Genomic DNA, 22,317 nt, shown 5'->3' with positions numbered 1-22,317 from the left:
TTTATCAAACAGGACAAATTAATTGGTTCGATTTTTTTTGGTGTTTATAATTCCGGAAACATAAAACAGCTCAAAAAGAAAAGAGCCGATAATATAAAGCTGATGATAAGAATGATTTTTTTCATTTTGATTAAAGTTTAAATAAACAAATTGCCTGGGACAAAACTCAGGCAATTTTGTTTTGTTGAAAGTAATTTAGTTTACCACTGCAGGACTATAAGTTGCTGTATATAATTTTCTGAACATAATATACGTAACGCTTACCATTACAAAAGCAATAATTGCATCTGCTGCTGCCGAAAAACCAAGCACGGCAATTTTAGAAAAGAAGGCAAAAATAATGTCGAAAAAGACGCCTGCAAATACCCATTCTTTTAATCGGAGTAATTTATTTGGGATTAATAAGGTGATAACTCCCGACAATTTAAATACACCAAGTATATAAATAAAATGTGCCGGATAACCCAATTGTTGTGTGATTCCCCAAACAATCGGATTGTTGGTTAATTCAAATAATCCGCTTGCGCCAAACCATAATGAAGTTAATATGATTCCTGTCCAGTAAATGATTTTTGTTGATTTTGTGTTCATGATTTTTAATTGTTTAAGTTATTTAACGGGACAAAAATGCGTCGAATGCGCTAAATAAAATATCAATAATAAGCCGAACCGGACAAAATAAAAGACGAAACAGACAATGCGTATTTTGAGTTTTTTTTTATTGCATTTTTTTTTTACTGCAAAGTTTTTTTACCGCGAAGTTTTTTTTACCGCGAAGTTTTTTTTACCGCAAAGTTCGCGAAGGTTTTTTTTAAGATACTATGAGCATAGTTTAAGTTCGCAAAGTTTTTAAATATATCCCACGGTTTCAACCGTGGGATACGTATTTTGGATGCGCATTTTGAATATGTATTGTCGATATATACTTGGCAATATTGTGCTCCAACGGTTGAAACCGTTGGCAATGTTTTGCAGACCTTCAAAACTTTGCGAACTTAAACTATGTTCAAAGCATCTAAAAAAAAACCTTAGCGAACTTTGCGGTAAAAAACCTTAGCGGTAAAAAAACTTCCAGGTTAATTTATTTTATCAAATTCCCCGTTTCTTTAATTAGCTCCTGCATGAGTTCATCAGCGTCATGATGTTTTAAGGAATTGTTGTTCTGACCGGACCAAAAACTAATCATATCGGTTCTGTTCTGTGCCAACGCAGCCACTCTTAGCGGAGCGATTAATTTGGTTTGTAAAGGAAAAGGCAGGACTTCTGTTTCAAAAGGAACACCTTCAGAAATGCGATTGCTCACCATTCGGCCCATTCTTCCGGTCAGGGATTTTGAAACTGTAGTATGGTTTAAAGCACCGGAAAACAATACTTCTTTATGAATCGGATGCGCACCAGACTGATCTGTTACCATAAAAGCAGTACCCAATTGTACGGCATCGGCACCTAAGGTTAGTGCAGCCGCAATACCTTTGGCATCAGTGATTCCGCCAGCAGCTATTATTGGGGTTTTGATTTTTGCTTTTAATTGCTGTAAAAGCGTAAATAATCCGGTAAAAGAATCCTGAGCTGGTCTTAAGAAAGAGGGCCTGTGGCCTCCGGCTTCAAAACCTGACGCGACAATCGCATCTACTTGTGCATCTTCAAGAGCAAGTGCTTCTTCTAAAGTTGTTGCGCCTCCCACTGTTTTTATGCCTAATCTTCGGCTTTCTTTGAGAATTTCCTGAGATGGAATTCCGAATATAAAACTGAAGACAGCAGGTTTTATTTCAAATAAAACTTCCACCTGTTTTTCAAATTTCGACGGAATATCAGAAGATAAATCCGGTAACGGAATCCCTAATTCGTCAAAATACGGTTTATAGATTTGTTTGATTTTCTCTATTTTCTCCTGAGGGAAATTAGCCAGCGTTTTGTCAACATCATTTACCCATAGATTAATGTTATAGGGTTTGTTTGTTGCCGCTTTGATACTTTTGTCAGCTTCCAGAATTTCTTCGGGTGTTAATGTATAAGCACCGTAACTTCCAAGTCCGCCTGCATTGCTCACCGAAGCCAGTAAAGCGGCAGTTGAATAACCAACGCCCATTGGGCCCTGCAGAATAGGATATTTTATGCCTAGTAATTGTGTTATTTTAGTTGAATTCCACATCACTTATTAATTTACGTGTGTTAGCAATTTGTTTACTATAACCCATTTGCCATCAACAATAGCAAGGCTTAGCTGATCGTAATAGTTATATTCAAATATCGGAACTTTCACTTTGGCTACAGCCGTATTATTGATGATTTCCAAAGATATGATTTCCATTTTGAATTTCTCTCCAAGTTCGTGAGGACTCTTACGATTTTTTACGCCTTCAAGATATTGATCCCGGGTTTTAAAATAGGGAAGTCCCTTAATGTCTCCAACGATTAGCGCTTTTGGGTGAAAAGCTTTTTCCAACAATGCAGTATCACCATTGTAAACACCATTAAAATAATTCATAATCAAAGCAGTAATTAAGGCTGCACTTGTACTAAAATTGTCCATGATTTTGAAATTAAATGAACCCGGCGGGTGTGATTAATAATTTTTTTTTACACCCGACAGGTTTAGATTTATAAAAATTAAAGTATGCTGTGACCGGAAACGTGTCCGCCATCTAAATTAATGATTTCTCCGGTAACAAAATTGCTCTCGGCAAGATATAGGGCCAAATCTGCTACATCGCTGGTTTCTCCAATACGATTTAGTAAGTGTAAACCTGCTAGCGAATCGGCATTGTTAACTCCGGTTTTTGCCTGCAGCGGACTTCTGATAATTCCGGGAGCAATCGCATTGACACGAATATTGTTTTTCCCGAATTCAGCGGCAAGCTGTCTAGTTAAGGCATGAATTCCGCCTTTGCTAGAAATAGGAGCAGTTGCAGGGAAACCATCAATTGCGTGGTCCACCAATACAGTTCCGATATTAATTATCGATCCTTGTCCCTGGTTTAACATTTGTTTTACGGCTGCCTGACTGGTAAAAAAAGTACCTTTTAAGTTGATATTTAAAAACTTATCAAGGTCTTTTTCTTCTACATCCAAAAATGATTTTGGTTCAAAAATCCCTGCATTATTGATTAAAACATCGACAGCTCCAAAACGTTGTACAGCTGTTTCGACTAATTTTTTTCCGGTTGCAATAAGACTTATATCACCAGCAACCATTGCTACTTTATCAGGATTATTTAGCTCTTTATAAGTATTTTCAAGATTGGCTGCATTGGCTGAATTGATTATCAGATTATGGCCTTTTGCCAAAAATAGTTCCGCAATTGCTTTTCCGATTCCGGTAGAAGCACCGGTTATTATTATTGTTTTCATTTCTTTTACTTTTAAATTATTTTTTTTGAGCTGTGACTCCTTTTTCACGCAGTACCGAAACCTGTTCGCCTGCAAAACCCCAGTCATCTAATTCTATTTCCTGAATCACAACATGTGTAAGATTGGGATCCTTGTCTAATACGTCGGTAATAAGATTGGTTATTCCGGCAATAAGCTGCTGTTTTTGCTCTCTGGTAACGCCTTCGCGTGTGAGCTCAATTTTTACGTATGGCATGATTTCTAAGAATTAAGTAAGTTTTGCGGTAAGGTCAACGTCCAATTCAAATTCGTTATAAATCAAAGTATCACCAAGATTGGTAAAGAAATTTCCAGAGCGGAATTTCATATCGTATTTAGTACGATCGATAATGATTTTACCAAAAGCTTTAAGGTCATCGCTATTTTTATTTACTGCCAAATTAAAACCGATAGGATGAGTGATGGCTTTGATAGTCAGGTTACCTTCAACAAAATAATTATCAGAAGATTGTTTTGACACTGAAGTAATGTCTAAAAATGCTGTTTTGAATTTATCTGTTGAGAAGAAATCATCAGAAGCCAAATGTCCTGCAAATTGTTGATTAGTTGCCGGATCTGTCACGTCGAGGATTACGATAGAAGTAGTATCGATTACCACTTTTCCTCCGGTAAGATCACCGTTTGTAAAAGTGAAGTTTCCTTCTTCGATATTGATTGTTCCATTGTGTGAACCAGTTACTTTTTTACCGATCCAGTTTACGCTGCTTTGAGCATTTGCAATTTTAAAATTTTGAGTTTCCATATTGTTGTACTTTAAATTGTTATTAATTTATAGTACAAAGGAATGGCGATATTACAGATTGGTTACGTGATGTAGATCACATTCGTAAAAGGCCTATTTTGAAGAGTTGTATAACCGGCTCAACGTTTCTCTGGAAACGCCCAGATAAGCAGCGATTAAATGTTTGGGTACAGTATTGTAAAGTGCAGGGTAGAGCGCAAGAAGTTCTTCGTATCTGGTTTTGGTGTCGTTGTTCATAAAAGAAAGCAGTCTTTTCTGAGCGGCTACATACCCTTTGTTGGTTCTCCATCTAAAGAAATGTTCTGCCTGATGCAATTCACTGCAGATTTTCTCGCGGTCACTATTAGAAAGTGAAAGTATCTCTGCATCCGAAACGCAGTCTACATTTATAGTGGCTTTTGTATTGTTGTAAAGTGCCGCATAATCAGACGCCCACCAGGTTGGCATGGCAAACTGTAAGATGTACATTTTGACTTCGTCGTTTACAAAGAAAGCCTTCAGGCAGCCATCGATTACAAAATATTCTTTGTCAACTAGCTGTCCTTCACTAATAATGCTTTGCCCTTTTTTAAAAGTTTCCGGCTTAAAATGCGAAAAGAAATAATCAAATTCTTCATCTGTCAGTGATGCAATTTTTGATACGTGGTCTTTTAAGAGGGCTTTGGCTTGCATTTTTTTAGAATTGGTATAGGCAGTAAAATTAGTTAAGTTATTCTAGAATTTGAATAATTCAAAATAATCTATTTGCAATGCATCACAAACTTTTTCAAGAGTTGAAAGTGTTGCATTGGCATTTCCTTTTTCGAGTCTCGACATATTGCTTTTTTCAAAATTACATTTTGATGCCAATTCTTGCTGAGAAATATTTTTTGCCATTCTTATTTCCTGAATTCTCTTTCCGACTTTTTGCTGTATGGTTTCTTTCAATTTTAATTACTTTTTTAAATTAATTAAAAGACTGTCTAAACTCAACAGGAGAAACCTTAGTTTTTGATTTGAATAATTTACTAAAAGATTGCGAATGTTCAAAACCAAGATCAAAAGCAATCTCGCTTACGGTCAAAGAAGTCGTAGAAAGCTTTTCCTTTGCTTTTTCGATTAATTTTTCGTGTATGTGATGTTGTGTACTTTTTCCGGTCAGTACTTTTAGAAGGCTGCTCAAATAAGTGGCCGATACGTTTAACTCATTAGAAATATACTGCACATTTGGTAATCCTTTGTTTTGCAAATCATTGCTTTCAAAATAGTTTGTCAGGATTTCTTCTAAACGGTCCAGAATCTGATGACTGCTAATTTTTCGGGTGATAAACTGACGCTGGTAAAATCTCTCGCAGTAATTAAGCAATAATTCTATTTGAGCAATAATAATATTCTGGCTGAATTTGTCAATGTTAGAATGATATTCCTGTTGGATGATCTGCATGATTCCTTCAATACTATTTTCTTCTTTTTCAGACATAAACAATGCTTCATTTATAGCATAACTAAAAAAGTCATATTGCTTTATTTTTTTAGCCAAAGGCGTATTCCAGAGAAAATCGGGATGAATACACAGCAGAAATCCTGTTGGTTTTATTTTTTCGGTTCTGTCAATACTAATATTTACAAGCTGTCCCGGTGAAACAAATGACATTAAACCTTCGTCAAAATCATATTGTTGCTGTCCGTATTTGAATTTACCGTTTATGTTTCGTTTCAGTCCAACCGAATAAAAATTCTGAACCCATGATATTTCATCATTATCCGTCTGATAATCTACTTTGCCGTAATCAACCAGACTAACCAGCGGGTGTTCCGGCTTTGGAAGTCCGCTTAGTTTGTGAAATTCACTAATCGAATTAAATCTGTGAATGTTGTTTTTCATTTTAATACTATCTTTTCAAATGATTAATTGAAAGTATAAAAATAGGGTTATAATTTTACAACCCTATTTTTAGTTTTATTTTTCTTTAAGCTGATCGGGCAATTATTATTTTTCAAAATCAGTAGAAAAACTCCATTCTTTGTTTGTATTCAATTCATTTTGAAGTATTTCAATTTTGTTTTGCGCCATTCCAAAAGAATCAGAACCTAAGAATAAGTGAAGCGGCGGATTTTGGGTTTCGGCCAGTTTGATAAAAGCTGTTGCTGCTTTTTCTGGGCTTCCAGGCTGATTTCCTATTATCTGAGTTTCATGAATTACTTCTAATTCTCTGGCTTCTTTGTAATCCTGAATCGGATTTTCGGCAAGTTTAAGAGAACCTTTCAATAAGAAATTTGTTTTAAAATAACCCGGATAAACAATAGTTGCAGAGATTCCCATAGATTTTACTTCTGCAGAAAGTGCTTCCGTTAAACCTGCTACAGCAAATTTGGTTGCATTGTAAATTCCCCAACCCGGAAATGCGCCCAGAAAACCTGCAATAGAAGAAATATTGATAATGTGTCCTGATTTTTTATTGCGAAAATGAGGCATTACACTTCTGATAACATTTAAGGTTCCAAATACATTGGCATCAAAATTCTGACGTGCTTCTGTATCGCTCAACTCTTCCAGAGTTCCCAATTGTCCGTATCCGGCATTGTTTACAACTACATCTATAGAACCAAATTTTTGCAATGCAGATGAGATGGCGTTTTCTACACTTTTTTCATTGACAATATCGGTTTCAAGTGCCAGGAAATTTTCATTTTCACCAATTTCATTAGTAAGATCATTGGCATTTCTTGAAGTTGCAGCAACCTGATAACCTTCATGCAATAATTCTTTTACAAGAGTTAAACCTAATCCTTTTGATGCTCCGGTTACAAACCATACTTTTTTAGTGTCCATTTTTTTAATTTTTAAATGATTAAATATTTACACTGCAAAGATGTGACGGATTCAGAAGTTGGATGTAGCCATTTCTGTGGTTGTTGTAGCCAATTTTGAGAACTTTTGTTTTTGAGCCTTTGTTAAAGGTCTGCCAGTATTTTTATATCTTCTATTTCTAAGATTTGTTTTGGATAACCTTCTTTTACGGTATTGATCATGGCTTTTCCGACATCTTGTAAAGTCAATGATTTTTTGGGAAACAAAAGCGGAAAAAGCGGAATTATAATTTTGAAAAAAGGTTTGATATTTTGCTGTCCCTTAAAAGGTTTCATAAACCCCGGACGAAAGTTATATTGCCCTCTAAAAGGAAGTTTCATCAAATCATTTTCAGTTTTTCCTTTTACACGTGCCCACATTACTTTTCCGTTTTCAGATGTATCAGTATGACTTCCGGTAACGAAATTAAAAACCATGTTTTGGTTTATTTCAGACAATGCTCTTGCAAACGCCAAAGTGGTATCGTAAGTTACATACGTATATTTTATTTCATTCATACCAACAGAACTCACGCCTGCACAATAGAAACAAGCATCGTATCCCTGCAGTGCATCGGCATACCGGCTTAATTGCATAAAATCCAAAACGATCAGTTCTTCCAGTTTAGGATGTTTAATTCCAGATGGTTTTCTATTGATCATCAATACCTTTTTTACGGCATAATTGTCAAGACATTCCAATAAAACACCTTCACCAACCATTCCTGTTGCGCCTGTAATAATTACTTTCATGATGTTGTTTTACAAATTAATATGAATATAGTATTTTCTGTCTGCAAATTTCACTTTAACAGAAACAAATTACTTTGCTGAAAAGTTCTTTTTGCTTTGTTTGATGGTTCAGAAATTCTTATTTATCGTTTAATATTTCCTGCAATGTATGATAAACTTCTACAATTGTATCTTTATTAGAATTATCTTCATGATACAAAAGCGAAGTATATAATGTCCAATGCTTTTCTTCTGTATAACAAACGATAACATTATTAATTTTATTTATGAATCCATTAGATTCGCAGTTTTTATACCATCTTTCAAAAGCATTAAATCTTTTTTTTCCTTTATCATCTTTGTCATCACAAATATAAATCATTGCATTTTGTGAGTTTTTAAAAAATGATAAAACGATGGATTGAATTGTTGAAGAAACCTGACTATCAAATTTTTCCCTTTTGTCTTCAACTTTTTCAATAATTATTTGATAGATATTTTGCATTTCGATACCAGAGACAGCGCTAAAAGTTTGGTCATCAATAAATGCAACGCGATAATCTATATTATTTTTGGTTAAAAAATGATAAGATTGTGTACTATCGTTGAAGGAGTAATTATAGGGGTTTGGCAAGAGTAATTCCTTTTTCTTTTAATGATTCTAAAGGAATATTGCCTTTTAGGTAGGAACGCACGATAGCTTTATCTTCAGCCATTTTGGCAACAGATTCAATAACAGATTTTTTATTTACAACTATCTTATTCATCTTACAAAAATAATTTATTTTTTTTAATTTAAAAATAAATATAAAAACAAAAACCAGAAGCAACAAACTTCTGGTTTGGAGATATAAAAAAAGAGCAGATTAGTTTTGCAAATAGCGTTCAGCAGGTTTTCCGGTTTGAGAGCCAGTGAATAATTTAATACGGGCATCTTCATAAACATCAATTAATTGCTGATTGTGAACAGACGGAAAAGTAACCAGTTCTCCGGCATCTAATCCGGCAAGTGCTGCATCAACACAATCTTCGGTTGTCATGATAGCAGCCTGATCCAAAGCAGATAGCGGAACTCCGCCCACTTCCCAGATTTCAGTTGCGGTAATAGACGGATTTACTAACTGTACTTTGATGTTAGTTCCTTTTACTTCTTCCTGTAAACCGCGTGTATATTGCACGACGAAACCTTTTGTACCACTGTAAACACTGCTTATTGGCAAAGTATAAGCCCCAAGGACAGAACCAATATTAATTAAAGTTCCTTCGTTGCGTTTTATAAACCCTGGCAAAACAGCATTGGACAACAATACGAGAGAGGTAATATTAACATCAATCATTTCTTTTTGTTTTGCAACAGAAGTTTGGGAGACAGGAGCAAGGGTAGAAGTTCCGGCGTTGTTGATTAAGAAAATGATATTTGGATCATCTTGAATATCAGCTGCTATTTTTTCTAAATCTGTTGTATTGCTTAAATCTGCTGTGTAATTGGTAACTGTTACACCATATTTTGCGCGAAGTACTTCGGCAAGTTCATTTAATTTGTCTGCACGACGTGCTACCAGTTTTAAATCGTATCCTCGTTTTGCCAGTCTTTCTGCAAATACTTTTCCTAACCCTGATGATGCTCCTGTTACAACCGCGGTTCCTAATACATTGTTTGTTTTCATGATTTTTTATGTTTTTAAATTGTTATTCTGATTGGTTTAAATTTAATTCAAAATGTAAACTAATCTGTTTACACTTGCAAATGTATACAGAACTGTTTACATTTGCAAAATAAAATGAATAAAAAAATGGAAAAAAAATTACAACCCTCAGCGAAGTCCCTAAAACGGGAGGAAATGGTAAAATTTGCTTTTGATACATTTTATAAAAATGGTTTTCATGCAACCGGTGTAGATACGGTTATGGAGGGAACCGGAATTTCTAAGCGAACTTTATACAAACATTTTGGTTCTAAGGAAGGTTTAATTCTCGCTACAATAGATCATTATAGATCGTTTATGAGTGAATTGCTTTTAGCTTATATCAATCAGGATCCAAAGGCAAATCCGGTAGAAAAGGTTTTGCGTATTTTTGATTTTCTGGCAGAAAGAGTAGCAGAAGGGCATGCAAACGGCTGTTTTGTAATGAATGCCAAAACCGAATATGTTAATAAGGCGAAAGAGATTGAGACAAGCTGCGACAATTATACGGCGGGTCTTGAGAAAATATTAGAAACTACTTTAGAAAAAGCCAGTATACCAAACTACAAAGATCTGGTAGTTCAGATTATGATGCTTTTTGAAGGTGCAATTATAAGAAGTAAAGTCACAAGAAATGCCGATACAGTAAAACTAGCCAAAGATGCGGCAAGAATACTTTGCGGGCATAAATAAAAAAAACTCCGACGATTGCCGGAGTTTAATTAACCTTTTTTAAGAAATTATTTTTTAGCCACTTCTTTTGACGCTGTAATAATTACCTCAGCAACTGCTTTTGGCTGAGAAATAAATACTACGTGACTTCCTTTTATTTCAGTAATTTTTGTGTTAGAACGTTTGTACATAGTGCGTTGTACACTTGGCTCGATGCTTTTGTCTTCTGTAGCAACAATTCCGTAAGCTGGTTTATCTCTCCATGCTGCTTTTGTAATTGGTGTTCCAAAACCCTGGGCAACAAATGCACCTTGTGAAGCAAACATAAAATCGGTTTGATCTTTTGGAAGGTCGCCTGCAAATCCTGCGTGAAATTTATCTTTATCGTAATAAACAATTCCTTTATCGTCCGGAGCTAAAACACCATTTTCAGGAGCTGGAGGCGCAGTTTGCAACCATTGTACAGAGTTTTCCCCGTTATCTGGCTGTATGGCAGCAATATAAACCAATGCCGCTACTTTTGGGTGATTTCCGGCTTCTGTGATTACAGTTCCTCCCCATGAATGTCCGGCTAAAATGGTTGGTCCGTCTTGTTTGTCCAAAGCTAAATTAGTTACTCTTACGTCATCTGCAAGAGAAGAAAGTGGATTTTGAACTACAGTTACATGATATCCTTTTTTGGTTAAAATATCATATAATCCTCTGTAACCGGAACCGTCTGCGAAAGCGCCATGAACCAGCACTACATTTTTTATAACGGGAGCAGTCTGAGCAGTAATTGCTGCTGAAAAGAAGAAAGAGAAAAATAATACGGCGAACATGAAATAGCGGTTCAATTGTTCTTTTAATGCGATTGTTTTCATTTTATTTGAATTTAAAATTAAAAATTAATTTGTGTTGAAATTATGCTGTTAATACGATTGATAAAGTGATTTCTGTATTTAATAATTTTGAAATAGGGCAGATTGCTTTTGATTTCTGAGCCAGTTCCTGAAATTGTTCTTCTGAGATTCCCGGAACTTTTCCTTCTAATTCTAACTGGATCAAAGTAATTGTTCCGTCTTCTAAAGTTACTTTTGCTTTTGTGTTTAAATCTTCTGGTACAAAACCTGCTTCAGATAATAAAAAGCTTAGCTGCATGGTAAAACAGCCTGAGTGCGCTGCTGCAATTAATTCTTCCGGGTTTGTTCCTACACCTTCTGCGAATCTTGTTTTAAAAGATAATTGTGCGTTGTCTAATGTTGTGCTTTGCGTACTGATTTTTCCGTTTCCTTCCATTCCTGTACCTTTCCAATTTGCGATTGCTGTTCTTGTAAATTTCATGTTTTCTAAATTTTATTATTGTTGATTAATTATTTTTTAAATCATTGTTCTGATTTGATGAGACAAATTTATGCCGGATGTATTTATTAATCAAATTAATAATTTTGTACCTTTATAAAATAAATTTATAATCATGACAATTCAGCAATTAAAATACATTGTAGCTCTCGATGAAGAACGCCATTTTGCAAGAGCTGCAGAGGTTTGTATGGTTTCGCAACCGGGATTAACCATCCAGTTAAAAAATCTTGAGGAAGAAATCGGAATTAAAATTTTTGACCGGAATAAAGTTCCTTTAACGCCAACCGAACTTGGGAAAGAGATTATCAGCAGAGCTAAAAAGATTTTGCGGGAGACAAATGAAATTCGTGATTTTGTTGTGAATGAAAAAAATGCTTTGGAAGGCGAATTGAAAATTGGGGTGATTTCGACTTTATCTCCTTATTTGGTTCCGTTGTTTATTAAAGTAATGAAAGAAACAACACCAAAAGTCCATTTTATTATAAAGGAGGCCAACACGGGTCAATTGATGCATGACGTAGAAACTGGTGCAATTGATGTGGCGATTATGGCGACACCAACCGGGAACAAAAACCTCATCGAACATCCTATATTTCAGGAACCTTTTGTTGCGTATCTTAATAAAGATCATCCGATGGCAGGGGAACGTTTTTACGAAATTCAGCCCGGCGACAAACCAATGTTACTGTTGCTTCAGAATGAATATTGTTATAATGCACAATTGCTGGATATCTGCGGATTAAAAAATACAGGAAAAATAAAAGAACAGTTTAGTTATGATATCAGTTCTATAGAAACTTTAAAAAATCTGGTACGTGCCGAATTGGGGTTTGCCATTATTCCGCAGCTTTCTATTTTAAATGAAAAAGAAACAGAACTTTTTAAACCATTTAAAGAACCAAAACCAGTCCGTGAAATCAGTTTTGTGGTTTCGGATACTTTCTCGAAAAAATTATTATTAGAAAAAATGAATCAGGCAATTTGGAACTGTCTTCCGGAATCTTTAAAAGAAAATTTCAGTTACAGGAAAATCAGATGGAATGATTCGCCTTATTTTGTAGATGCTATAAGTAAGTTATAATCTGTATCTAAAATATTTGATCAGAATTTGGTATAAAAAAAACCAGTAAAGATTTGCTTTACTGGTTTTAATGAATCTAAGAATAATTTAACCAAAATAATAATTAACGAATTGCAAATCTTAATTTAAGTCCATAAGAAACCAATCTTACGTTATTTGCGAATGGTGAATCTAATACACTGTTTTGCTGCAGCTGTACCGGGATTTCAGCATTATACTGAACTAAAGGTTTCTTTTCATTATCATAAATATTGTTCAGTCCATAATCAAGATAAAGACCAATGTAAATAGAATTTTTGTTTCCCAGTAATTGTTTTACACCGGTTTCAATAGTAGCAGAATAAGAAACGTCGGTATCAAGATCCTGTTTGCCGCTTCTTACATCATTTGTGCTGGCAAAACCTGCAAAGGCCGGAGCAAATAATTCTACATTATACTGCGGATAATATCCGCTGGTAGTTAGGTTTTGCATGCGGGATTCGTAACTGCCGTTTATGGCAAACCCAACTTTGGCACCTGCAGCCAGATAAAGTTTTGTTGTGCCCGGAGTTTCAAACTGAATGTGAACAGGAATGTTAATGTATCCTAATTTTTGCTCTTCTCTTAAATTTGACACTCTGTATCTAAATTGAAAATTTTCGCCTTCATCATCAACGGTCATGTATCTGCCATATAGTGCCTGAAATGCTACATCAGAATTATAGGATTGGTATTCTGCCCCAATTCCGACACTTAAGCCTTCGTTTAGATAATAAGAATAACGAAGTCCGGCATTGAATCCGTTTCCTTCGACAATCTTGCCAGCTGTTTCAGCATCAATGTATGAAAACGGACCACCAACAGCAACAGAAAATTCATGTTTTTTATCCTGACCATAACTGTTTAAACAGCCTAAAAGTATAGTAATCATTGATAATGATGCTATATAGTTTATTATATATTTTTTCATCTTAAAATTATTTTATGCCAGCGCAATCAAAGACAACGCTGGCAGATTTTTTTATTTTACAATTACTTTTAGCGATTTCTTGAATTCTGCTGTTTCAATTACGACAACATACATATTGCCATCTGCGCTATCCGGTAACTGGACTTCAGTTTTTACTGTCGATGATTTCAATGTTTTGATTAATTGACCAGAAACAGAGTATAAGCTTATCTGCATATCTTTTAATTGTTCTTCAGGGAAATCGGCTTCAACAGTAACCACTTTTCCCGATTCTATTGGATTAGGATAAAGTTTGGCCTCAAGAGTGTTTTGCAATACTACTTTGTCTGAACAAGTCTGAAGTACTTTTCCATCTCTGGTGGTTAATTTTACCATATAATCGGCAGTAGGGTCCAAAATGCTGTTTACTGTATTTCCGGCTGAATAATATTGCCCTGTGCCCATTGACTGACCGTTTTTGAACCATTCGTAAGCAACAAAATCATAACCTCCGTTTGTTTGCGGATTGTTGTTTACCAGCAAGACGTTATTGAATTTCTGGCGAACTATATCGTAGAAACTAAATGGTTTTATAATGGTAATATTATATTTGTTTACTACCGATCCGTCTTGTGAAGTTACTGTAATCGTCTGATTGTAAATTCCCGGTTTTGGTAATGGAAGCGTAAAATTAGCAGATGGACTAATAGTAGCATTTGTATCATTTAAGGAAGTGATATTGATACTGTTTTCTCCGCATAACATTAAGTGAATAATTTGTTTTGGAGGATTATTATAAACGACACCGCCGATAGTAAGTTTTGTAATATCAGCATTGTTGTTCATTATGGTAAGAATCTGCGAAACATTTGCAGCTGGCAGATAATTATTATCTCCGTCCTGGTGAGCAGTTACAATACCTTGTCCGGTTCTTAGCATATTTACCTGACCTGTAGCTGAAACTGTAGCCGGAGCAAGGACAGAAGTATATGTGAAAGAGTAACGGATAGGCAATCCTGAACTGGAAGCAGCATCTAAATCAAACGTATTATTTGTGCCAAGAACTTTTACAGGTATGGCATTAAAAGTAATTTGTTGAGTTGCCTTATTAATTGTAAGGTTTGCTGTCAAAGTAATTGGCGAACAATTTGGTGTTGTCACTGACGGATTAACTATGGCAGTAATTGTATAGCTACCTGCATTTGTTGCCCCATTTAATGTTCCGCTGGCTGGTGTTGTAGTGTAAGAAACATTTGCTCCAACCGGAAGATTAGCAACCTGGATTGTATGAACACTTCCATCAAAAGTAAAATTAGCATCACTGAAAGTTACTGCGCTCAAAGGAGAAGCAAGAACATTAACAGTTTGATTTTGACTTGAAGTATTTCCATTTCCATCATTATAATTCCATGTAATACTATAAGTTCCCTGAGCTGTAAAATTTAATGGAGAAGATGTAGTTGCATTAATAGTTCCCGTACAACTATCAGTTGCAGTAGGAATGGCTACTTCAGCTGATAAAACAGAACAATAGCCATTAATAACCGGCAGGCTGGCAACAGTTGGTACCGGAGCAGTAGTGTCCTGAGTTGTTGTAATAGTTATTATTTCTGTTAATATACATCCATTTGAATCTGTTACTGTCACATTGTATATTCCGGCTGTTAGCCCTGTCGCTGTAGCAGCATTTCCTCCTGAAGGAGACCATGCATAAGTATAACTTCCTGAACCACCTGTTACGGTAATAGTTGCAGATCCGTTATTTCCGCCAGAGCAGGTTACGTTTGTTTGAGTAACTGTAGCAGCAAGTGATGTAGGTTGATTAATTGTAAAAGATTGATTTGCCGTACATCCATTTGCATCTGTTACCGTAACAGTATATGTTCCCGCAGAAAGTCCGGTTGCAGTATCAGCAGTTCCTCCGGCTGGTGACCATGAGTAAGTGTAAGCACCTGTTCCACCAGTTACAATTGCTGTAGCAGCTGCATCTGATCCTGAGTTACAAGATACATTTGTCAGCACATTTACAGAAACAGAAAGTGCTGCAGGTTGTGAAATTGTAAAACTTTGCGTTGCAGAACATCCATTTGCATCTGTAACAGTTGCTGTATAAATTCCGGCAGCTAATCCCGTTGCCGTATTTGTTGTTCCACCAGATGGAGACCATAAATAAGTATAAGCACCAGTACCACCTGTTGCCGTTACTGTTGCAGAGCCATTTGAAGCACCATTACAAGTAACATCTATTTGTGCAGCAGCCGAAGCAATAATTGCAGCAGGCTGATTGATAACAAAAGTTTGTGTTGCAGAACAACCGTTTTGATCTGTAACAGTTGCGGTATAAGTCCCGGCAGCTAATCCGGTTGCTGTATCAGCAGTTCCTCCAGATGGAGACCATGAATAGGTATATGTACCAGTACCACCGGTTGCAGCTACTGTTGCAGATCCGTTAGCATCACCGTTACAAGTGATATCAGTCTGTGCTGAAGCAGATGCAACAAGTGCTGTAGGTTCAGTGATTGTAAAACTTTGTGTTGTAACACATCCGTTTGAATCTGTAATAGTTACTGTATAAGTTCCTGCAGCAAGTCCAGTTGCAGTATCAGCAGTTCCTCCAAACGGTGCCCAGGAGTAAGTATAAGCTCCAGTTCCACCTGTTACACTTACTGTAGCAGACCCATCTGATCCTGAATTACAAGATACTTCTGTTTGTCCACCGATTGAAGCAGAAAGTACTAAAGGTTCTGTAATTGTAACGTTTTGTGTTGCAGTACAACCATTTTCATCTGTTATTGTTGCCGTATAAGTTCCCGCTGTAAGTCCGTTTGCTGTATTACCGGTTCCTCCGGATGGAGACCAGGAGTAGGTATAAATACCGCTTCCACCTGTTGCAGTAATTGTCGCAGAACCGTTTGATCCTCCATTACAAGAAACATTTGTTTGCGTTGCTATTGAAGTTGTAATTATTGAAGGTTCTGTAATTGTAACGCTTTGTGTTGCAGTACAACCATTAGCATCTGTTACTGTAACAGTATAAGTCCCGGCCGAAAGCCCGGTTGCAGTATCAGCAGTTCCGCCATAAGGTGACCATGAATAAGTGTAGCCAGGTGTTCCGCCAGTTGCGGCAATTGTAGCTGATCCATTTGTTCCTGAAAAACAAGAAACATTTGTTTGTGCACTTACAGAAGTAATAATTGCCGTAGGCTCGGTGATTGTAAAACTTTGTCTTGCTGTACAACCATTTGCATCTGTAACTGTTGCTGTATAAGTTCCCGCTGTAAGTCCAGTTGCTGTATCAGCAGTTCCTCCAGATGGAGACCATGAATAAGTATATGCACCTGTTCCGCCGGTAGCTGTTACTGTAGCCGATCCGTTTGATCCACTATTGCAGGAAACATTTGTTTGTGCTGAAGCAGAAACTATAAGTGCTGCAGGTTCGGTTATTGTAAAACTTTGTGTTGCAGTACAGCCATTTGCATCAGTTATTGTTGCCATATAGGTTCCCGCTGTAAGGCTACTTGCTGTATCAGCAGTTCCTCCAGATGGAGACCATGAATATGTATATCCGGCTGTTCCGCCAGTTGCATTTACTGTAGCCGATCCGTTTGATCCTCCATTACAAGAAACATTATTTTGTACTCCTGCAGAAGCCACAAGAACTGTAGGCTCTGAAATTGTAAAGATTTGCGTAGCAGTACATCCGTTTGAATCTGTTACTGTTACCGTATAAGTTCCTGCAGAAAGTCCGTTTGCAGTATCTGCAGTTCCGCCAGATGGGGACCATACATACGTATATGCACCAGTTCCGCCAGTGACGCTTACTGTAGCCGATCCGTTTGATCCTCCATTACAAGAAACATTTGTTTGCGTTGCTATTGAAGTAGTAATTAATGTAGGTTCTGTAATTACCACGCTTTGTGTTGCAGTACAACTATTAGCATCTGTTATTGTTACAGTATAAGTCCCGGCCGAAAGCCCGGTTGCTGTATCAGCAGTTCCGCCATAAGGTGACCATGAATAAGTGTAACCAGGTGTTCCGCCAGTTGCGGCAATTGTAGCTGATCCATTTGTTCCTGAATTACAAGAAACATTTGTTTGTGTACTTACAGAAGTAATAATTGCCGTAGGCTCGGTGATTGTAAAACTTTGTGTTGCAGTACAACCATTTGCATCTGTAACTGTTGCGGTATAAGTTCCGGCAGAAAGTCCGTTTGCAGTATCAGCAGTTCCGCCAGCTGGTGACCAGGAATAAGTATATGAACCAGTTCCTCCTGTAGCTGTTACTGTAGCCGATCCGTTTGATCCACTATTGCAGGAAACATTTGTTTGTGCTGAAGCAGAAGCTATAAGTATTGCAGGTTCAGTGATTGTAAAACTTTGTGTTGTAACACATCCGTTTGCATCCGTAACTGTTACTGTATAGGTTCCCGCTGTAAGTCCAGTTGCTGTATCAGCAGTTCCTCCAGATGGAGACCATGAATATGTATATCCGGCTGTTCCGCCAGTTGCATTTACTGTAGCCGATCCGTTTGATCCTCCATTACAAGAAACATTATTTTGTACTCCTGCAGAAGCCACAAGCGCAGCAGGTTCAGTTATTGTAAAACTTTGAGTTGTTTGACAGCTATTAGCATCAGTAACCGTAACCGTGTAAGTTCCGGCAGTAAGTCCGTTTGCAGTATCTGCAGTTCCGCCTGTTGGCGCCCATGCATACGTATATGCACCAGTTCCACCAGTAACGCTTACTGTAGCAGAGCCATTAGTACCACCATTACAAGAAACATTTGTTTGTGCCGAAGCTGAAGCTACAAGAGCAGCAGGTTGAGTTATTGTAAAACTTTGTGTTGCAGTACAGCCATTTGCATCCGTTATTGTTGCTGTGTAAGTTCCTGCAGAAAGTCCACCTGCTGTATCAGCAGTTCCTCCAGATGGAGACCATGAATATGAATATCCGGGTGTTCCACCAGTTACACTTACTGTAGCCGATCCGTTTGCTCCTCCATTGCAGGAAACATTTGTTTGTGCTGAAGCTGAAGCTAGAAGAGCAGCAGGTTGAGTTATTGTAAAACTTTGCGTAGCAGTACATCCGTTTGCGTCTGTTACGGTTACGGTATAAATTCCCGCTGTAAGCCCGTTTGCTGTATCAGCAGTTCCGCCAGCTGGTGACCAGGAATAATTATATGAACCAGTTCCTCCGGTAGCCGTAACTGTAGCCGATCCGGTAGCATCTCCGTTACAAGCTATGTTAGTTTGTGATACAGGTAAAGCTGCAAGAACAGCAGGTTCAGTTATTGTAAAAATTTGTGTTACAGTACAACCATTTGCATCTGTTATTGTTACCGTGTAAGTTCCTGCAGAAAGTCCCGTTGCTGTATTAGCAGTTCCGCCAGATGGAGACCATACATACGTGTATGCACCAGTTCCACCAGTGACACTTACTGTGGCAGAGCCATTAGTTCCACCATTACAAGAAACATTTGTTTGTGCTGAAGCTGAAGCTACAAGAGCAGCAGGGTGAGTTATTGTAAAACTTTGTGTTGCAGTACAGCCATTTGCATCTGTTATTGTTGCCGTGTAAGTTCCGGCAGAAAGTCCATTTGCTGTATTAGCAGTTCCGCCTGCTGGCGCCCATGAATATGAATATCCGGGTGTTCCACCAGTTACACTTACTGTAGCCGATCCGTTTGATCCTCCATTGCAGGAAACATTTGTCTGTGCTGAAGCTGAAGCTACAAGAGCAGCAGGTTGAGTTATTGTAAAGCTTTGCGTAGCAGTACATCCGTTTGCGTCTGTTACGGTTACGGTATAAGTTCCCGCTGTAAGGCCACTTGCAGTTGCTCCGGTTCCTCCCGAAGGAGACCAGGAATAGGTATATGAACCAGTTCCTCCGGTAACCGTAACTGTAGCCGATCCGGTAGCATCTCCGTTACAAGCTATGTTAGTTTGTGATATAGGTGAAGCCACAAGAGTAACAGGTTCAGTTATTGTAAAGCTTTGTGTTGCTGTACATGAGTTAGCATCTGTTACTGTAACCGTATAAGTACCGGCCGCTAACCCTGTAGCAGTTGCCGCAGTCCCTCCAGAAGGAGACCAAGAGTATGTATATGAACCAGTTCCGCCAGTTGCATTAACTGTAGCAGAGCCATTAGTACCACCATTACAAGAAACATTTATTTGTGCTGAAGCTGAAGCCACAAGAGCAGCAGGTTCAGTTATTGTAAAACTTTGTGTAGCTGTACAACCATTTGTATCTGTTACAGTTACCGTATAAGTTCCAGCAGTCAATCCAGTAGCTGATGCAGCAGTACCTCCAGCCGGAGCCCAGGAATACGTATATCCGGCTGTTCCGCCAGTTACGCTTACTGTTGCAGTTCCGTTTGATCCTCCATTACAGGATACATTTGTTTGTGATCCTGCTGATGCTGCAAGTGCAGCAGCCGGTTGGGTAATAGTAAAACTTTGTGTTGCTGTGCACGAGTTTGCATCGGTTACAGTTACCGTATAAGTTCCTGCGGTAAGGCCAGATGCAGTTGCTCCGGTTCCGCCCGATGGTGACCAGGAATAGGTATATCCAGATGCCCCGCCTGAGACGCTTACTGTAGCCGATCCGTTTGTTCCTCCATTACAGGAAACATTTGTTTGAGCTCCGGCAGTAGCGACAAGAGCAGCCGGTTGGGTAATAGTAAAACTTTGTGTTGCAGTACAAGAATTTGCATCGGTTACAGTTACCGTATAAGTTCCTGCTGTCAATCCCGTAGCAGTTGCCGCAGTTCCTCCCGATGGAGCCCAGGAATAGGTATAGGAACCAGCTCCGCCAGTTGCACTAACTGTAGCCGTTCCGTTTGATCCTCCATTGCAGGAAACATTTGTTTGCCCTCCAACTGAAGCAACAACAGCAGTGGTTGGTTGGGTAATTGTAAAAACTTGTGTAGCGGTACAACCATTTGCATCTGTTACCGTAACAGTATAAGTTCCTGCTGTCAGTCCAGAAGCTGTTGCGGCTGTTCCTCCTGAAGGAGCCCATGAATAGGTATATGTTGGTGTTCCTCCGGATACAGCTACTGTAGCAGAACCATTAGATCCTCCATTACAGGAAACATTAGTTTGAGAAGCTGCACTTGCAAGAAGAACCGATGTTGGTTGTGTTATTGTAAATGTTTTTGTTGCCTGACAAGAATTAGCATCAGTCACCGTAACAGTATAAGTTCCTGCAGTTAAACCGGTAGCCGATGCAGCTGTTCCTCCCGAAGGAGACCATGAATAGGTATAAGGAAATGTTCCTCCACTTGGATTAACAGTTGCTGTACCGTTTGAACCTGAAAAACACGAAACATTAGTTTGAGATCCTGCAGTTACATTAAGTGCTGCAACTGGCTGTGTTATAGTAAATGATCTCGTCGCCTGACAAGAATTAGCATCTGTCACCGTAACAGTATATGTACCTATTGATAAACCAGATGCAGTTGCTCCGGTTCCGCCCGATGGTGCCCATGAATAAGTGTATCCCGGCGTTCCGCCAGTTGGAACAACAGTTGCTGTACCATTTGATCCTGAAAAGCAAGAAACATTACTCTGTCCTCCTGTGCTAAGATTAATAGCCGAAGGCTGGGTGATAGTAAAACTTCTTGTGATTTGTGTTGCTTCCCCATCTGTAATTGTAACAGTATAGGTTCCTTGTACTAAACCAGTTGCACTGGCATTAGTTCCACCCGCAGGGGACCATGAATACGTGTACGGAGTTTTTCCTCCTGTTGCAACAACAGTTGCTGTACCATTCGCTCCTCCGTTACAGGATACATTTGTCTGAGGTGTTGATGAAGTACTTAAAGCTGCGCCAGTTGTAAAGGTAAGCTCAGCACCATAGCCGGTTCCTCCAGAATTTGTAGCATACGCTCTATAATAAATAAGTGTTGAAGCAGGAAATAATCCAACCGTACCAGAAAAAGTTCCGGTCCCACTACCAATAGGAAAAACATTATTTAAAATTGTCGGTGCCGGTGCAGTTCCCCAAACAATTCCGCTAGTGATACTTGCATCTCCGCCGTCTGCAGTCACATTGCCACCAATAGTCGCTTTTACAGCTCCTACATTTGTTGCGGTTGTTGTGGTAACCGTCGGAGGCGAAGCTGCAGTTACAGCAGGAGTAGGGTAGCTTATTGGAGTTATGGTATAATTTCCGGCCACATTATCCTGATGATCCCAGTTTGCGGGATTGTTAATAGTTGCCAAAACCTGTGCAGAAGTTCCGGAAAGTGTTACAGTTGATTTTAACTTGCTATTGGCTATTTCAGGGCCTGGAGCAGGAAATAATGAAATACAATTTACAGCATTGGTTAAACCTAAAGGCACTGCACTTGACGGGCCGCCGCTTGTACCTGCAAGACTCCATGTGGTTCCTGAATCATAATCAGCAGAATTATATTCACCATGTACACCAGCAATAAAAGTTGGAAGATTAGGCGTAACTGGCTTGGCTCCAATTCCGGTTGCTGACTGATAGGCTAATATCTGGTCGCCCGAAGCAAGGTTAAAGCCTGTAAAACCAGCTGCAAGAGCAATCCCCGAAGTTCCCGTGACTGTAAATTGATCAGGGGTTGCTGTTTCCATTAAGGAAACTATTGTACCAGCAGGGGTCAAAGCAGGAACTGTCCATACTAAATGTGTTTCAGTACTACCTGTTACCCATGTAGGATTAACAGCGTTTCCATTCCATCCCTGTTCAGTAAAATAAATGATAGTTCCGGCCGGAATAGCTTTTAGGGTAATAAAAGCGAAACCATCCAGCGGACTGGTATTATACCCTATAAAGGCTATATCTCCGGCACCCAGGGTGACTTGGGAGTTTGCGTTTTGATGCACAAAAAATGCGCAGAAAAGCATGATTAATAAGAGTAATTTTTTTTTCATAACATAC

General features: G+C 38.2%; 20 protein-coding genes. 2 read left to right on the top strand and 18 right to left on the bottom strand.

What is annotated here, in order from left to right:
- Positions 1–195 precede the first annotated feature (195 nt).
- The 14 genes from JOD96_RS05170 to JOD96_RS05105 form a co-directional block, all read right to left on the bottom strand.
- Positions 196–591: a DoxX family protein gene (locus JOD96_RS05170; protein WP_209563204.1), complete on the bottom strand. Its 396-nt coding sequence runs from the start codon at positions 589–591 to the stop codon at positions 196–198.
- A 490-nt stretch (positions 592–1,081) separates the two neighbouring features.
- On the bottom strand, positions 1,082–2,152 hold the full coding sequence (locus JOD96_RS05165; protein WP_209563203.1) for an NAD(P)H-dependent flavin oxidoreductase: 1,071 nt from the start codon (positions 2,150–2,152) through the stop codon (positions 1,082–1,084).
- A gap of 6 nt (positions 2,153–2,158) precedes the next feature.
- Positions 2,159–2,533, bottom strand: a complete 375-nt coding sequence (locus JOD96_RS05160) for a nuclear transport factor 2 family protein (RefSeq protein ID WP_209563202.1) — start codon at positions 2,531–2,533, stop codon at positions 2,159–2,161.
- Between the two features lie 77 nt (positions 2,534–2,610).
- Entirely contained in the window at positions 2,611–3,351 is a 741-nt protein-coding gene (locus JOD96_RS05155; protein WP_209563201.1) for an SDR family NAD(P)-dependent oxidoreductase, read from the bottom strand.
- Positions 3,352–3,367: 16 nt separating this feature from the next.
- On the bottom strand, positions 3,368–3,586 hold the full coding sequence (locus JOD96_RS05150; RefSeq protein WP_209563200.1) for a tautomerase family protein: 219 nt from the start codon (positions 3,584–3,586) through the stop codon (positions 3,368–3,370).
- Positions 3,587–3,598: 12 nt separating this feature from the next.
- Positions 3,599–4,132, bottom strand: a complete 534-nt coding sequence (locus tag JOD96_RS05145) for a YceI family protein (protein WP_209563199.1) — start codon at positions 4,130–4,132, stop codon at positions 3,599–3,601.
- A gap of 93 nt (positions 4,133–4,225) precedes the next feature.
- A complete protein-coding gene (locus JOD96_RS05140) occupies positions 4,226–4,804 on the bottom strand; it encodes a Crp/Fnr family transcriptional regulator (RefSeq protein WP_209563198.1) in 579 nt (192 codons plus the stop codon).
- Positions 4,805–4,846: 42 nt separating this feature from the next.
- The gene (locus tag JOD96_RS05135; protein ID WP_209563197.1) at positions 4,847–5,059 is read right to left on the bottom strand and encodes a helix-turn-helix domain-containing protein; all 213 of its coding nucleotides are present in this window, start codon (positions 5,057–5,059) and stop codon (positions 4,847–4,849) included.
- 19 nt (positions 5,060–5,078) lie between these two features.
- Positions 5,079–5,996: a helix-turn-helix domain-containing protein gene (locus tag JOD96_RS05130; protein WP_209563196.1), complete on the bottom strand. Its 918-nt coding sequence runs from the start codon at positions 5,994–5,996 to the stop codon at positions 5,079–5,081.
- Positions 5,997–6,101: 105 nt separating this feature from the next.
- Complete coding sequence (locus tag JOD96_RS05125) at positions 6,102–6,944, bottom strand: SDR family NAD(P)-dependent oxidoreductase (protein WP_209563195.1); 843 nt, start codon at positions 6,942–6,944, stop codon at positions 6,102–6,104.
- 122 nt (positions 6,945–7,066) lie between these two features.
- Positions 7,067–7,714, bottom strand: a complete 648-nt coding sequence (locus tag JOD96_RS05120; protein ID WP_209563194.1) for an NAD-dependent epimerase/dehydratase family protein — start codon at positions 7,712–7,714, stop codon at positions 7,067–7,069.
- A gap of 118 nt (positions 7,715–7,832) precedes the next feature.
- A complete protein-coding gene (locus tag JOD96_RS05115; protein ID WP_209563193.1) occupies positions 7,833–8,327 on the bottom strand; it encodes a DUF6169 family protein in 495 nt (164 codons plus the stop codon).
- On the bottom strand, positions 8,311–8,460 hold the full coding sequence (locus JOD96_RS05110) for a hypothetical protein (protein ID WP_209563192.1): 150 nt from the start codon (positions 8,458–8,460) through the stop codon (positions 8,311–8,313). The genes JOD96_RS05115 and JOD96_RS05110 overlap by 17 nt, the downstream gene beginning before the upstream one ends.
- A 99-nt stretch (positions 8,461–8,559) precedes the next feature.
- Positions 8,560–9,360, bottom strand: coding sequence for an SDR family NAD(P)-dependent oxidoreductase (locus JOD96_RS05105; protein ID WP_209563191.1), 801 nt, complete (start codon positions 9,358–9,360; stop codon positions 8,560–8,562).
- Between the two features lie 126 nt (positions 9,361–9,486).
- On the opposite strand from JOD96_RS05105, the gene JOD96_RS05100 reads away from it, so the two are divergent.
- A complete protein-coding gene (locus JOD96_RS05100) occupies positions 9,487–10,071 on the top strand; it encodes a TetR/AcrR family transcriptional regulator (RefSeq protein WP_209563190.1) in 585 nt (194 codons plus the stop codon).
- A gap of 47 nt (positions 10,072–10,118) precedes the next feature.
- Here JOD96_RS05100 and JOD96_RS05095 read toward each other — a convergent pair whose 3' ends face one another.
- Positions 10,119–10,913, bottom strand: coding sequence for an alpha/beta hydrolase (locus JOD96_RS05095; RefSeq protein WP_245188350.1), 795 nt, complete (start codon positions 10,911–10,913; stop codon positions 10,119–10,121).
- 40 nt (positions 10,914–10,953) lie between these two features.
- The gene (locus tag JOD96_RS05090) at positions 10,954–11,373 is read right to left on the bottom strand and encodes an OsmC family protein (RefSeq protein ID WP_209563189.1); all 420 of its coding nucleotides are present in this window, start codon (positions 11,371–11,373) and stop codon (positions 10,954–10,956) included.
- A 133-nt stretch (positions 11,374–11,506) separates the two neighbouring features.
- On the opposite strand from JOD96_RS05090, the gene JOD96_RS05085 reads away from it, so the two are divergent.
- On the top strand, positions 11,507–12,475 hold the full coding sequence (locus JOD96_RS05085; protein ID WP_209563188.1) for a hydrogen peroxide-inducible genes activator: 969 nt from the start codon (positions 11,507–11,509) through the stop codon (positions 12,473–12,475).
- A 103-nt stretch (positions 12,476–12,578) separates the two neighbouring features.
- Here the strand turns inward: JOD96_RS05085 and JOD96_RS05080 are convergent, their stop codons facing one another.
- Positions 12,579–13,424: an outer membrane beta-barrel protein gene (locus JOD96_RS05080; protein WP_209563187.1), complete on the bottom strand. Its 846-nt coding sequence runs from the start codon at positions 13,422–13,424 to the stop codon at positions 12,579–12,581.
- 51 nt (positions 13,425–13,475) lie between these two features.
- Positions 13,476–22,310 (bottom strand): T9SS type A sorting domain-containing protein, encoded by an 8,835-nt coding sequence (locus tag JOD96_RS05075; protein ID WP_209563186.1) that lies wholly within the window; start codon positions 22,308–22,310, stop codon positions 13,476–13,478.
- Positions 22,311–22,317 lie beyond the last annotated feature (7 nt).

This window comes from Flavobacterium sp. 1355 (assembly GCF_017833415.1).
Lineage (GTDB): Bacteria > Bacteroidota > Bacteroidia > Flavobacteriales > Flavobacteriaceae > Flavobacterium.
Note: the sequence above shows the minus strand (reverse complement) of the source record. Positions and strands in the feature narration are given on the sequence as shown.

Excerpts from the sequence above, each read along its gene's own strand:
- JOD96_RS05170 (WP_209563204.1), bottom strand. The coding sequence starts at position 591 with ATGAACACAAAATCAACAAAAATCATTTACTGGACAGGAATCATATTA.
- JOD96_RS05165 (WP_209563203.1), bottom strand. The coding sequence starts at position 2,152 with ATGTGGAATTCAACTAAAATAACACAATTACTAGGCATAAAATATCCT.
- JOD96_RS05160 (WP_209563202.1), bottom strand. The coding sequence starts at position 2,533 with ATGGACAATTTTAGTACAAGTGCAGCCTTAATTACTGCTTTGATTATG.
- JOD96_RS05155 (WP_209563201.1), bottom strand. The coding sequence starts at position 3,351 with ATGAAAACAATAATAATAACCGGTGCTTCTACCGGAATCGGAAAAGCA.
- JOD96_RS05150 (WP_209563200.1), bottom strand. The coding sequence starts at position 3,586 with ATGCCATACGTAAAAATTGAGCTCACACGCGAAGGCGTTACCAGAGAG.
- JOD96_RS05145 (WP_209563199.1), bottom strand. The coding sequence starts at position 4,132 with ATGGAAACTCAAAATTTTAAAATTGCAAATGCTCAAAGCAGCGTAAAC.
- JOD96_RS05140 (WP_209563198.1), bottom strand. The coding sequence starts at position 4,804 with ATGCAAGCCAAAGCCCTCTTAAAAGACCACGTATCAAAAATTGCATCA.
- JOD96_RS05130 (WP_209563196.1), bottom strand. The coding sequence starts at position 5,996 with ATGAAAAACAACATTCACAGATTTAATTCGATTAGTGAATTTCACAAA.
- JOD96_RS05125 (WP_209563195.1), bottom strand. The coding sequence starts at position 6,944 with ATGGACACTAAAAAAGTATGGTTTGTAACCGGAGCATCAAAAGGATTA.
- JOD96_RS05120 (WP_209563194.1), bottom strand. The coding sequence starts at position 7,714 with ATGAAAGTAATTATTACAGGCGCAACAGGAATGGTTGGTGAAGGTGTT.
- JOD96_RS05110 (WP_209563192.1), bottom strand. The coding sequence starts at position 8,460 with ATGAATAAGATAGTTGTAAATAAAAAATCTGTTATTGAATCTGTTGCC.
- JOD96_RS05105 (WP_209563191.1), bottom strand. The coding sequence starts at position 9,360 with ATGAAAACAAACAATGTATTAGGAACCGCGGTTGTAACAGGAGCATCA.
- JOD96_RS05100 (WP_209563190.1), top strand. The coding sequence starts at position 9,487 with ATGGAAAAAAAATTACAACCCTCAGCGAAGTCCCTAAAACGGGAGGAA.
- JOD96_RS05095 (WP_245188350.1), bottom strand. The coding sequence starts at position 10,913 with ATGAAAACAATCGCATTAAAAGAACAATTGAACCGCTATTTCATGTTC.
- JOD96_RS05090 (WP_209563189.1), bottom strand. The coding sequence starts at position 11,373 with ATGAAATTTACAAGAACAGCAATCGCAAATTGGAAAGGTACAGGAATG.
- JOD96_RS05085 (WP_209563188.1), top strand. The coding sequence starts at position 11,507 with ATGACAATTCAGCAATTAAAATACATTGTAGCTCTCGATGAAGAACGC.
- JOD96_RS05080 (WP_209563187.1), bottom strand. The coding sequence starts at position 13,424 with ATGAAAAAATATATAATAAACTATATAGCATCATTATCAATGATTACT.
- JOD96_RS05075 (WP_209563186.1), bottom strand. The coding sequence starts at position 22,310 with ATGAAAAAAAAATTACTCTTATTAATCATGCTTTTCTGCGCATTTTTT.